General features: G+C 71.1%; 11 protein-coding genes. 8 read left to right on the top strand and 3 right to left on the bottom strand.

Features of this window, described 5'->3' with window-relative positions:
• Positions 1-50 precede the first annotated feature (50 nt).
• Complete coding sequence (locus AB0368_RS35425) at positions 51-1412, top strand: aldehyde dehydrogenase family protein (protein WP_366158411.1); 1362 nt, start codon at positions 51-53, stop codon at positions 1410-1412.
• 11 nt (positions 1413-1423) lie between these two features.
• On the top strand, positions 1424-2188 hold the full coding sequence (locus AB0368_RS35420; RefSeq protein WP_366158410.1) for a 3-oxoacyl-ACP reductase: 765 nt from the start codon (positions 1424-1426) through the stop codon (positions 2186-2188).
• Positions 2189-2195: 7 nt separating this feature from the next.
• Here AB0368_RS35420 and AB0368_RS35415 read toward each other — a convergent pair whose 3' ends face one another.
• Entirely contained in the window at positions 2196-3263 is a 1068-nt protein-coding gene (locus AB0368_RS35415; protein ID WP_366158409.1) for a methyl-accepting chemotaxis protein, read from the bottom strand.
• Positions 3264-3737: 474 nt separating this feature from the next.
• Here AB0368_RS35415 and AB0368_RS35410 point away from each other — a divergent pair, with 474 nt between their 5' ends.
• Positions 3738-4439 (top strand): gamma-glutamyl-gamma-aminobutyrate hydrolase family protein, encoded by a 702-nt coding sequence (locus AB0368_RS35410; RefSeq protein ID WP_366158408.1) that lies wholly within the window; start codon positions 3738-3740, stop codon positions 4437-4439.
• A 348-nt stretch (positions 4440-4787) separates the two neighbouring features.
• On the top strand, positions 4788-5537 hold the full coding sequence (locus AB0368_RS35405; protein ID WP_366158407.1) for a gamma-glutamyl-gamma-aminobutyrate hydrolase family protein: 750 nt from the start codon (positions 4788-4790) through the stop codon (positions 5535-5537).
• A 7-nt stretch (positions 5538-5544) separates the two neighbouring features.
• On the opposite strand, the gene AB0368_RS35400 is transcribed toward AB0368_RS35405, so the two are convergent.
• Positions 5545-6111 carry an HD domain-containing protein gene (locus AB0368_RS35400; protein ID WP_366158406.1) on the bottom strand — a complete coding sequence of 189 codons (567 nt, stop codon included), beginning with the start codon at positions 6109-6111 and terminating at the stop codon, positions 5545-5547.
• Between the two features lie 64 nt (positions 6112-6175).
• Between AB0368_RS35400 and AB0368_RS35395 the strand changes: the two genes are divergently transcribed.
• Positions 6176-9814 carry a SpoIIE family protein phosphatase gene (locus AB0368_RS35395; protein ID WP_366158405.1) on the top strand — a complete coding sequence of 1213 codons (3639 nt, stop codon included), beginning with the start codon at positions 6176-6178 and terminating at the stop codon, positions 9812-9814.
• Here AB0368_RS35395 and AB0368_RS35390 read toward each other — a convergent pair.
• The gene (locus tag AB0368_RS35390) at positions 9801-10118 is read right to left on the bottom strand and encodes an STAS domain-containing protein (RefSeq protein WP_366158404.1); all 318 of its coding nucleotides are present in this window, start codon (positions 10116-10118) and stop codon (positions 9801-9803) included. The genes AB0368_RS35395 and AB0368_RS35390 overlap by 14 nt on opposite strands.
• A gap of 89 nt (positions 10119-10207) precedes the next feature.
• On the opposite strand from AB0368_RS35390, the gene map reads away from it, so the two are divergent.
• The 3 genes from map to AB0368_RS35375 are packed head-to-tail and all read left to right on the top strand — an operon-like array spanning position 10208 to position 12074.
• Positions 10208-11065: a type I methionyl aminopeptidase gene (gene map, locus AB0368_RS35385; RefSeq protein ID WP_366158403.1), complete on the top strand. Its 858-nt coding sequence runs from the start codon at positions 10208-10210 to the stop codon at positions 11063-11065.
• Positions 11062-11757, top strand: coding sequence for a VIT1/CCC1 transporter family protein (locus AB0368_RS35380; RefSeq protein ID WP_366158402.1), 696 nt, complete (start codon positions 11062-11064; stop codon positions 11755-11757). Before map ends, AB0368_RS35380 begins: the two co-directional genes overlap by 4 nt.
• 29 nt (positions 11758-11786) lie before the next feature.
• Positions 11787-12074, top strand: coding sequence for a DUF1330 domain-containing protein (locus AB0368_RS35375; RefSeq protein WP_366158401.1), 288 nt, complete (start codon positions 11787-11789; stop codon positions 12072-12074).
• Positions 12075-12181: the final 107 nt, after the last annotated feature.

The following is a 12181-nucleotide window of genomic DNA, read 5'->3' as shown; positions in this document are numbered from 1 at the left end:
CTTCGAGCGCGGCAGTGGCACGGCGTGTGAGGATCTTCCAGGGGTGAGGCGTGGACAGCACTGAGGTGATTAATCCGGCGACCGGGGGGGTGCTGCGCGCCGTACCGTCGTCGGGGTTGGCCGAGACCGATGCCGCGATTGAGCGGGCGCAACGGGCCTTCACGTCGTGGCGTCAGGTGGCGCCGGGGGACCGGGCGCGGTTGCTGCGGCGCTTCGCCGCCGTCGTGGACGAGCACCTGGAGGAGCTCGCCGAGCTCGAGGTGCGCAACGCCGGGCACACCATCGGCAACGCGCGCTGGGAGGCGGGCAACGTCCGGGACGTGCTCGACTACTACGCGGGTGCTCCTGAGCGGTTGTCCGGGCGGCAGATTCCGGTGCCTGGCGGCATCGACCTGACCTTCCACGAGCCGCTCGGGGTCGTCGGGATCATCGTGCCGTGGAACTTCCCCATGCCGATCGCCGGGTGGGGATTCGCGCCGGCGCTGGCCGCGGGCAACACCGTGGTGCTCAAGCCGGCCGAGCTGACCCCGCTGACCGCCATCCGCCTCGGCGAGCTGGCGCTGGAGGCCGGGCTGCCCCAGGACGTGTTCACCGTGCTGCCGGGCAAGGGGAGCGTCGTAGGGCAGCGGTTCGTGACGCATCCGGCGGTCCGCAAGGTGTGCTTCACCGGCTCCACCGAGGTCGGGAAGTCGATCATGGCGGGCTGTGCCGACCAGGTGAAGCGCGTGACGCTCGAGCTGGGCGGCAAGAGCGCCAACATCGTCTTCGCCGACGCCGACCTCGAGCGTGCCGCGGCGGCCGCACCGGGCGGGGTGTTCGACAACGCCGGGCAGGACTGCTGCGCGCGGTCCCGGCTCCTCGTGCAGGAATCGGTGTACGAGCGCTTCCTGTCGCTGCTCGAGCCGGCGGTCAAGGCTTTTCGTGTTCAGGACCCGGGCCTCGACACCGCACAGATGGGACCGCTGATCTCGGCCGCGCACCGGGACACGGTCGCGTCCTACACCGGCGAGGCCGAGGTGGCGTTCACCGGCGACGCGCCGGCGGGCGACGGCTGGTGGTTCCCGCCGACCGTGCTGCTCGCCCGCTCCTCCAGCGACCGGCATTGGCGCGAGGAGGTCTTCGGGCCGGTGCTGTCGGTGATGCCGTTCCACGACGAGGCCGAGGCGATCGAACTGGCCAACGACACCGAGTACGGGCTCTCCGGCTCGATCTGGACCCGCGACCTCGGCCGGGCGTTGCGGATGTCGCGGGCCGTGGAGACCGGCAACCTGAGCGTCAACTCGCACTCCTCGGTGCGCTACTGGACGCCGTTCGGGGGGATGAAGCAGTCCGGGCTGGGCCGCGAACTGGGGCCCGACGCGCTGCTCAGCTTCACCGACGTCAAGAACGTGTACATCGCGACGGACAGCTGAGAGGGCCGGCAGTGGAGCGTTTGCAGGATCGGGTCGCCGTCATCACCGGGGCCGGCAGCGGCATCGGGCTGGCGACCGCCCGGCGGTTCGCCGCCGAGGGAGCCAAGGTCGTCTGCGCCGACATCTCGTCGGACGCGGGCAAGGCCGCCGCGGACGAGGTGGGCGGCGAATTCGTCGCCTGCGACGTCAGCGACGAGGAGTCGGTGCGCGCCCTCTTCGACGGGGTCGCCGAGCGGTACGGCCGGGTGGACATCGCCTTCAACAACGCGGGCATCTCCCCGCCGGACGACGACTCCATCCTCGTCACCGGCCTCGACGCCTGGGAGCGGGTACTCAAGGTCAACACCACCAGCGTCTTCTTCTGCTGCAAGTACGCGATCCCGCACATGCAGCGCCAGGGCAAGGGCTCGATCATCAACACCGCGTCGTTCGTCGCGCTGCTGGGTGCGGCGACGTCGCAGATCGCGTACACGGCGAGCAAGGGCGGGGTGCTCGCGATGACGCGGGAGCTCGGCGTGCAGTTCGCCCGCGAGGGCATCCGCATCAACGCCCTCTGCCCCGGGCCGGTGGCCACGCCGCTGCTCATGGAGCTGTTCGCCAAGGACCCGGAGCGGGCGGCCCGGCGGCTGGTGCACGTACCGATGGGCCGCTTCGCCGAACCGGAGGAGATCGCGGCGGCGGTCGCGTTCCTGGCCAGCGACGACGCGTCGTTCATGACCGCCGCGCAGTTCGTCGTGGACGGGGGGATCACGGGTGCGTACGTGACGCCGCTTTAGGGCTTGGTCAGACCAGCTCGCGGAGGCGCCGGGCCTTCTCGGAGAGCAGGGACACCGCGGTCTTGAGATCTTCCACCGCGCTCGCCGAGGAATGGGCCGCCTGCGCCACCGCCGACACGCTGGCGCTGATCTCCGAGGCGGTCGCGCTCTGCTCCTCGACCGCGCCGGCGATGCTGCTCTGCTCGCCCTCGATCTGGCCGATGAGCCGGACGATCTCCTCGATGGAGCCCGCGGCGCCGACGCTGTCGGTCTGAATGGCGTCGATCATGTGGGCGATCTGACCGGTGGCGTCGCTGGTGCGCTGGGCGAGATCCTTGACCTCGCCCGCGACGACGGCGAAGCCCTTGCCCGCCTCGCCCGCGCGGGCCGCCTCGATCGTGGCGTTGAGCGCGAGGAGGTTCGTCTGCTCAGCGATCGACTTGATCAGCTCGCCGACGGCGCCGATCTGCGTGCTGGACTGGCCCAGTTCGGTGATGCGCTCGTTGGCGGTGCCGGCTGACTGGACCGCGGTGCCGGTGTTGGTCGCCGCCGTGGACGTGCTCGAGGAGATGTCCCGGATGCTCGCGGTGAGCTCCTCCGTGCCGCTGGCCACCGCCTCCGCGCGGGCGGACACCTCATCGGTGTCGCGGGACAACCCGGCGATCAGACGCTCGAACGACTCGACGGCGCTCGTCAGCTGGTGGGCCGTCTCGGTGAGCACCAGCCGGCGCTGGTGCTCCGCCGTGATCTCCGACCAGCTGGCCAGGTATCCCGAGTCCAGCTTGTTGATGGTCACCTCGGCCCACGACTCACGCTCGCCGACCTGCACGTGGAACGAGTTGGTGTACGGGAACGAGGGCGCCTCGAAGATCGCCGCCTTGAGCCGCTGGCGCAGCTGGTCCAGCACCGTGTCGTTGAGGTCACCCGCCACCTTCGCGGCGACCGCCAGCGCGGCAGCGTTGCGATAGACGATCGTGCCCTCACTGTCCGTGATCAGCAGGCTGGCCGGCGACTGCGCCAGCACCTGCTCCATCCCCATCTCCTCCACGACCTTGTGCAGGCCGGAAGTGCCCGTCCGCCGCCGGAACAGACCCATGGTGCTCCCTCTGCCGTCCGTGTGATCCCCTCACAATTTTTGTCGGCCGCGAACGGGTGTCCCTGAGCCCCGAAATCGAGGCAGATTGCGGTGAGGGCTCGGGGTGGTCGGTTCGGGGGAGGCGGCAGTGGCGTATGTGACTGATTTGCGACGGATGAATCTGGCTCGCCGGTCGGGACATCGTGCTGTGTGGAGCCCAGAGCCGGTGAACCTGGCACATTCACTCCCGAACGACTTGTTTAGGCAAATCGCGCGGCGGGCACCGATCAAGCACGGCCTGCTCACGCAGGTCGCAGGGGTCGAATCCCCGCCGGTGCACGCTTCGATCGCTGCGCCGGTGGGTCGCACGGGCCCGAGCGCGGCGCCGGCCTCACCGAGGCGGCGCCGCGCGCTCGTGCCTGCGGTCCGGTGCCCCGCCGGCAGGGGGACCGGACGGCCAATTGATCCGTACGGGCTGATGGTTAGGTTGGTTTGATGCGTCCCGTCATCGGCATCACCACCTATGTGGAGCCCGCCACGTGGGGAGTCTGGCACGATCTGCCCACCGCCCTCCTGCCGTACGACTACGTCGCCGCGGTGGCCGGAGCCGGGGGCCGTGCCGTACTGCTGCCGCCCGACGATCTCGACGCCGACGTCGTACGGGTGCTCGACGGCCTGGTGCTCAGCGGCGGGGCCGACGTCGGTCCCGAGCTCTACGGCGCCGAGCCCGAGCCGTTGACCGTCACCCGGCCCGACCGTGACTCCGCCGAGCTGCTGCTCGCCCGGGCCGCGCTCGACGCCGACCTGCCCGTGCTGGGCGTCTGCCGGGGGATGCAGGTGCTGGCCGTCGCCGCCGGTGGGTCCTTGCACCAGCATCTGCCCGACGTGCTCGGGCATGAGCGGCATCGGCCCGCCCCGGCCGTGTACGGGCGGCAGGAGGCGACCTTCACCGCGGGCAGCCGGATCGCCACGCTCATGGGCGACGACCGGTTCGTGCAGTGCTACCACCATCAGGGCGTGGCCGACGCCGGGTCGCTCGTCGTGAGCGGGCGTACGGACGACGGTGCCGTCGAGGCGGTCGAGGATCCGGCGCGGACGTTCGTGCTCGGCGTGCAATGGCATCCGGAAGTCGTACGGGACAAGAGGTTGTTCGGTGCGCTGGTGGCCGCGGCAGCGAATAAAGACCCGATGGGGTGAACGGCCCCAATCGCCGGAATCGGGGGCCGGAGTCAGTGTTGGAAATGGAGTGAGCGCCGAAACTGACGACGATGTCGGATCGCTCAGCGCCACGACGAACCGCCTGGCAGGCTGCCCGGGCCCGGGCCGGCCACCCGCTACCCGCCCCCTCGAAGTGCCGGATTCGACGCCGGCCGCGAAAACGTCGGTGATCAACAGATTGGCGCGCGGCGCCGGGCGGTAAGGAAGCCCGTACGGGCCGCGGAACCGATGTCGAATGCCCCCATTCACCCGCCGCCGGGAATCCGGCTAAGGCTTCGCATTCGCCCGCCGATAGCGGAGACCTGGAGACCGAGAGGATTGCACCCCATGCGCAGGCCCTTGATCGGACTGACCTCGTACGCCCAGCACGTCCAGTACAACGGCAATGACGTCGAGGCCGGAATGTTGCCGATGTCCTACGTCAAGGCGGTGCACGCGACGGGCGGGCGCGCGGTTCTCATCACTCCCGACGACCCGGGCACCGATGTCCTCGAGTCGCTCGACGGCCTCGTCTTCGCCGGCGGCGGCGACGTCGATCCGTCGCACTGGGGTGCCGAGCCGCATCCGTTGACCGACACCGATGCGGTCCGCGACCTTTCCGAGCTGATGCTGATGCGGGCCGCGCTCGAGGCCGACGTGCCGGTCCTCGGGGTGTGCCGGGGCATGCAGATCATGGCGGTCGCGACCGGGGGTTCCCTGCACCAGCACCTGCCCGACCTGGTCGGCCACGACCGGCACCGGGCGGCCGCCGGCACCGACCCGCTCGCCGCCGACGCGTCCTCGTTCGGGCGCCACGACATCGTCCTGCAGCAGGGCTCCCGCGCGATGGGGCTGCTCGGGTCGCGGATCACCGTGAACTCGTTCCACCACCAGGCGGTCGACGACCCCGGCACGTTCACGATCAGCGGGTGGTGCCCCGAGGACCGGATCGTGGAGATCCTGGAGGACCGCGACCGGTATTTCGCCCTCGGCGTGCAATGGCATCCGGAACGTACGGGTGACCTGCGCGTCTTCGCCGCGCTGGCAGAAGCCGCCGCCGGCCGCTCGGGCCTGGCATACACCTCCCTCGCTGCCTGAGAGAGGCTCAGACCGGGAACGACGCCTGGAAGGCCAGCCGCTCGTCCGCCCGGGCCGCCAGCCCCTGCAGAATGTCGTCCAGCACCAGGAACGCCTCCCACGGCGCCCCGCCGAGGAATCCGGTCACCCGGTCCTCCAGTGTGCCTACCCGCGCGCCCTTCCAGACCTTGTCCGCGAGGCTGACCAGCAGATCGTCCAGTCCACGGTCCGGCTCGGTCCAGGAGCCGTGCGTGCCCGCGAACCGTGCCAGGTGGATCGGCACGCCGTACTGGATCAGCAGGTCGCGGCCCGCGGGCTCGTGCCGGTGGCCGGGCCCGGACAGCTCCTCCGGGTGCACGATCTTGCCGATGTCGTGCGTGGCCGCACCGAAGAGCACCGCCGTGGTGTCGAACTCCAGGTCGGGGCGCAGCCGGCCGAGCCGGTCGGTCAGCGTCCAGGCCACGTCGTGAACCGCTCGCAGGTGCGCGCCGAGGCGCGGTGGCGCACCGAGCGTACGCAGCAGTTCCGCGGCGGCCGGCGGCAGCGGTAGCAGGGGCGATGCCGTCAAAGCCCGCTCGAGGCCCGGGGTTGTCACGCGGGCAAGGCTAGCTACCGTTACGGTGCAGATCTCGTTCAGCTGAACACCCCTCGGAGGATGCATGGGCGGCGCGCTGCCGGAGCGGCTCCGTACGGCGTTCGAGCGCGGCGGCGAGATGGGCGGGCGCATGCTCGCCCTCGACGGGGCGACGACCCCGCTCGGGCCGCCCGCCGACTGGCCGCCGGAGCTCGTCCACGCCGTCGCCACAATGCTCGCCTCGAAGGCTCAGATCGTGCTGTTCTGGGGCCCTGACTACTGCGCCCTCTACAACGACGCCTACATCACCACGATGGGCAGCAAGCATCCCGGGCACGTGGGCTGTCCGGGACGCGAGATGTGGGCCGAGACCTGGTCGGTGCTGCAGGAGCTCTTCGACGGGGTGGCCGCCGCCGACGAGTCGTACTACGCCGCCGACCACCCGTTCATGCTGGAGCGGTACGGCTTCCTCGAGGAGACGTACTTCGACATCTCGTACGACCCGATCCGGCTGGCCGACGGCACGGTGGGTGGCGTGTTCTGCATCGTCAGCGACACCACCCGGCGGGTCCTCGCCGATCGCCGGGTCGGCACCCTCAGCCAGCTCGGCTCCCGGCTGGCCGGCTCGCCCGACCAGGCCGCGCTCGGCGCCCAGGTCGCGCAGGTCCTCGGCGAGAACCCGGGCGACGTGCCGTTCGCGGCGCTGTATCTCGACGATCCCGCCGGCGGTGGCGCCCTCTCCCTGGCCGCGGTGTCGGGGGTGCCGGAGACCGGCTGCCTGCCGCTGACGGGCGAGGCGCTACGGGTCGTCGAGGAGGTCATGCGGGCCGACCGGCCGGGGACCCTGCCCATCGCCGCCGTCACGACCGAGCCGCCGGGGCCGGCCGCGACCGAGGCGTTGGTGCTGCCGGTCGGCGTGGGCAGCAGCGACGTCGGCGCGCTCGTCGTCGGGGTGAGCCGCTATCTGGCCCTGGACGGCGGCTACCGGGACTTCCTCGACCTGGCCACGTCGCAGATCTCGCGGGCGGTCTCGAATCTGCGGACGTACGAGCAGGAGAGAAGGCGGGCCGCGGAGCTGGCCGCGCTGGATGCGGCGAAGACGAACTTCTTCTCGAACGTCAGCCACGAGTTCCGCACGCCGCTGACGCTGATCCTCGGCCCGCTGGAGGACCTGCTCGCGAGCAGCGGCCTCACCGACGAGCAGCGCGAGCGCATGGCCCCGATGCAGCGCAACGGCATGCGCCTGCTGAAGCTGGTCAACACCGTGCTCGACTTCTCCCGGCTCGAGTCGGGGCGGTTGCGCGCCGCATACCGGCCGACCGACCTGGCGGACTACACCGCCCGGCTGGTCAGCACCTTCCGTTCGGCGGCCGAACGGGCCGGGCTGCGCCTCGACGTCGACTGCCCGCCGCTGAGCGCGCCCGTCCACGTCGACCGGGAGATGTGGGAGAAGATCGTCTTCAACCTGCTCTCCAACGCCGTGAAGTTCACGCCGTCGGGCGGCATAACGGTGCGCCTCGCGGAGCGCGAGGGGCGCGCGGTGCTGGAGGTCGAGGACACCGGCGTCGGCGTCAGCTCAGCCGAGCAGCAGCTGCTCTTCGACCGCTTCCACCGGGTCACCGGGACCTGGTCACGCAGCCACGAGGGTACGGGCATCGGCCTGGCCCTGGTGCGCGAGCTGGCCGAGCTGCACGGCGGTTCGGCGACCGCCCGCAGCGAACCCGGCTCCGGGAGCACCTTCACGGTCACCGTCCCGCTCGGCACCGGCCACCTGCCCGCCGACCGCATCCTCGACGAGCGGACCTCGGCCGCCCCGGACGACCAGGGCCGCCTGTACGTCGAGGAGGCGCACTGGTGGCTCGGCGACACCTCCAGGGAGGCGGAATCCACGGCGTCTCCCGGCAAGGTGGAGGGCCCGCGGCAGGGCCGGGTGCTGTTGGTCGACGACAACGCCGACCTGCGGGACCACGTCGCGCGGCTGCTGCGGCCGTACTGGGAGGTGACGACCGCCGTCGACGGCCGGGACGCCCTCGAACGAGCCGGCCGCGAGCCGTTCGACCTCGTGCTCACCGACGTGATGATGCCGCGGCTGGACGGGTTCGGCCTGATCAAGGCGTTGCGGGCGGATGAACGTACCCGGGACGTCCCGATCGTGGTCCTGTCCGCCCGCGCCGGCGAGGAGTCGTCGGTCGAGGGGCTGGCCGCCGGCGCCGACGACTATCTGGTCAAACCGTTCTCGGCGCGCGACCTCACCGCCCGGGTCCGGGCCAACCTCGAGCTGGGGCAGCTCCGCCGGCAGATCATCAGCCGGCTGCGCGGCCTGGTGGACGCGGCCGCGGCGGTCAATACGGTACGGACGACCGCCGAGGTGCTGAACGTCGCGGCGCGGCACGTGCTGGCGATGACCTCGGCCGGCCGTGTCGTGGTGACGGCGCCGGGCGCCCGTGCGGAGCTGGACGGCGGTGCGTCCGCCACCGCGGAGCCGGACGAGGTCCTGACGCTGCCCGACACCTCCGGCGCGAGCCTCGGCGAGCTCAAGGTCTGGTCCGGCCCGGACAGCCGGGTCGAGCCGGTGCTGCTCGCCCAGCTGGCCCGCCTGATCGGCCTGCGCCTGGAGAATGCGCGGCTCTACGAGGCCGAGCACCGGATCGCGAGCACCCTGCAGCACAGCCTGCTGCCGCAGTCGCTGCCGCGGGTGCCGGGCGCGATCGTGGCGAGCCGCTACCTGCCGGGCAGCAGTGAGGCCGAGGTCGGCGGCGACTGGTACGACGTCATCGTCGCCCCGGGGGAGCAGCTCGTCCTGGTCATCGGCGACGTGGTCGGCAAGGGTGTGCAGGCCGCTGCGGGCATGGGACAGCTGCGGAACGCGCTGCGGGCGTACATCCTCGAGGGCTTCGACTGCGGTGCGGCTCTGACCCGGCTGAACCGGCTGGTGGACAACCTCGGCCGGCGGCAGTTCGCGACCGTGGTGTGCGTACGTTTCGATCCCCGTACCCGGGAGCTGCATTTCTCGTCGGCCGGGCACCCGTCGCCGGTCCACGCCGCGCCGGGGAAGGAGGGCGAGTTCCTCTACACCTCCGCACTGGGGCCGCCGATCGGCGCCCTTCCGGGTTCCGAGTATCCGACGCTTCGGGCCGAGCTGGCGCCGGGCGACCGGCTGCTGCTCTACACCGACGGGCTGGTCGAGGACCGGCGGCAGGGCATCGACACCGGCCTCGCCCAGGTGCGCGCCGATCTCGCCAAGCCCGCCGACCACGTCGAGGATCTGCTCGACAACCTGCTCGAGAAGGCCGCCCGGCACACCCGCCGCGACGACATCGCCCTGCTCGCGCTCCAGGCGACCGAGCCGCGGGAGTTCGTGCTCCGGCTGCCGGCCGACCCGACCCGGCTCAGCGTGCTGCGCCGGCGGCTGGAGGACTTCCTGACCGCGAACGGCGTGCCCGAGAACGACATCTTCGACCTGATGGTGGCGGTCTCGGAGGCCGCGGCGAACGCGGTGGAGCACCCGATCGACCCGGCCGAGCCGGTCATCACCGTCGAGGTCTCGCTCGAGGAGGACTCGGTGAGCGCCACCGTGCGCGACACCGGCAGGTGGCGACCGGCCACCGGGACCGGGTTCCGCGGCCGCGGTCTGGCCCTGATCGGGGCCCTGTCGGAGCTGACCGTGGCGCGGTCCGAGGCCGGGACGTCGGTGACGCTGCGCCGGCCGCTCAGTCGCTCGTGACCAGCCAGGGCTGGCCGCTGAGCCCGGAGATGTCGAGCACCCGCCGCACCTGCGGCGACGGGATGACCTCGAGGGCCGCGGGATAGCGCTCGGCGAGCCGGATCAGGGTGTGGATGGCCGCCGAGTCGAAGAACGTGACGCCGCGCAGATCCAGGGTGACCCGGCCGGCGCTCTCGTCCGTCGCCGCCCGGAACATCCCGTCCGCCGTCGACATGTCGACCTCGCCGCTCACCACCACGGTGACGTGGTCGTCTGCCACCGATGTGGTGGCCGAGAAGATGTTCTCGGGGCCGTCTTGATCCACGATGACACGATTACACAGGGGCCCACAGGCGGCAACAACCGGCGCACGCTCCCGGGAACCGGCGAATCAGCGGCGATAGGCTGGGCTCCATGACCGTTCGTGCCCCGCTCACCCCGGGTAAGCAGTCGCCATGGCGGGCGGTGCCGCCACAGATCGTCCGTCCCGAGTACGTCGGCAAGAAGCGCCCGAAAGAGTGGCGCGGCTCGCACGTGCAGACACCCGAGACGATCGAGAAGATGCGGATCGCGGGGCGCCTCGCCGCCCAGGCCACCCAGCTCGCCGGCGAGCACTGCAAGCCGGGCGTCACCACGGACGAGATCGACCGGGTGGTGCACGAGTTCCTCGTCGATCACGGGGCGTACCCGTCGACGCTGGGCTACAAGGGCTTCCCGAAGTCCTGCTGCACGTCGCTCAACGAGGTGATCTGCCACGGCATCCCGGACAGCACGGTGCTCGAGGACGGCGACATCGTCAACGTCGACGTCACCGCGTACCTCGGGGGTGTGCACGGCGACACCGACGCCACGTTCTGCGTCGGCGACGTGAGCGAGGAGGCCCGGCTGCTGGTCGAGCGCACCCACGAGGCGATGATGCGCGGGATCCGCGCGGTGGCGCCGGGGCGGCAGATCAACGCCATCGGCCGGGTCATCGAGGCGTACGCCCGCCGCTTCGGCTACGGAGTGGTGCGCGACTTCACCGGCCACGGCATCGGCGAGACCTTCCACAGCGGGCTCTACATCCCGCACTACGACAACCCCCGGCTGACCACGGTGATGGAGCCGGGCATGACGTTTACCATCGAGCCGATGATCACCCTCGGCACTCACGAGTACGACATGTGGAACGACGGCTGGACCGTCGTCACCAAGGACCGCAAGTGGACGGCGCAGTTCGAGCACACGCTGGTGGTGACGGAGGACGGGTATGAGATCCTGACGCTCCCGTGACGGTCGTCGAGCACCACCACGCCGACGTCTCCGGAGGCTGGCTGCGGGCCGCGACGTTCGGCGCGATGGACGGCCTGGTGACCAACATCGCCCTGATCGCCGGGGTCGGCGGCGGGGGTGTGAGCCGGCACACGCTGATCCTGACCGGGGTGGCGGGCCTGGTGGCCGGGGCCGTCTCGATGGGCCTCGGCGAGTACACCAGCGTGCGTACCCAGAACGACCAGGTCGCCGCCGAGCTGGACAAGGAGCTGCGGGAGCTGCGGGACAATCCGGACGGCGAGGCCGACGAGCTGGTCGCCGTGTGGACCGCCCGCGGCCTGCCCGAGGACCTCGCCCGGCAGGTGGCCGACGTGCTCAAGCACGACCCGGAGCAGGCGCTGCGGGTGCACGCGCAGGAGGAGCTCGGCGTCGTGCCGGACGAGCTGCCGAGCCCGTGGACCGCGGCGCTCTCCTCGTTCGTTTGCTTCTCGATCGGCGCGGTCATCCCGCTGCTGACGTACCTGATGGGTTTCGACAGCCTGGCGTTCGCGCTGGCCGTGGGCGGGCTGGGCCTCTTCGCGGCCGGGGCGGTCATCGCCCGTTTCACCGGGCAGGGGTGGGTGCGCAGCGGTCTTCGTCAGCTGTTGCTGGGCGCCGCGGCGGCGGGTGCGACCTACGTGGTCGGCATGCTGATCGGCGTGGGGGTCGCTTAGAGCAGTTACTCACCAGTAACATCGGTCGCGTGACTGTCTACGTGCTCGCTCAGGTCAGCATCCACGACCGGGAGCGATATGACCGGTACGCCGCGGCATTCATGCCGGTGCTTCTCCAGTACCAGGGGCGCCTTCTTGCCGCCGACGAGGCGCCCGTGGCCGTGGAAGGCGCCTGGCCGCACGACAAGGTCGTGCTGGTGGCGTTCGAGGACCAGGCGGCGTTCGAACGGTGGGCGAACTCCCCGGAATACCGGGAGATCTCCAAGGACCGGCTCGCCGCGACCGACGGCGTGGTGCTGACCGTCCGAGGCATCTAGCTCGCATCTAGCTCCAACGCCGTTCAGTTAGGCGGTTGGTGTGGTCGTCAAGGGTCGGGGATGACGATGTCGATGCTGGTGGTGGCTTGGTAGCTGCGCCGGTCGAT

The organism is Actinoplanes sp. NPDC051475 (assembly GCF_040689425.1).
Taxonomy (GTDB): Bacteria; Actinomycetota; Actinomycetes; order Mycobacteriales; family Micromonosporaceae; genus Actinoplanes.
This window is presented reverse-complemented; position numbering and strand designations above follow the sequence as displayed.

What these genes read in the sequence shown, in the direction of transcription:
- AB0368_RS35415 (WP_366158409.1), bottom strand. Translation starts at nt 3,263, where the DNA reads ATGGGTCTGTTCCGGCGGCGGACGGGCACTTCCGGCCTGCACAAGGTC.
- AB0368_RS35410 (WP_366158408.1), top strand. Translation starts at nt 3,738, where the DNA reads ATGCGTCCCGTCATCGGCATCACCACCTATGTGGAGCCCGCCACGTGG.
- AB0368_RS35405 (WP_366158407.1), top strand. Translation starts at nt 4,788, where the DNA reads ATGCGCAGGCCCTTGATCGGACTGACCTCGTACGCCCAGCACGTCCAG.
- AB0368_RS35395 (WP_366158405.1), top strand. Translation starts at nt 6,176, where the DNA reads ATGGGCGGCGCGCTGCCGGAGCGGCTCCGTACGGCGTTCGAGCGCGGC.
- map (WP_366158403.1), top strand. Translation starts at nt 10,208, where the DNA reads ATGACCGTTCGTGCCCCGCTCACCCCGGGTAAGCAGTCGCCATGGCGG.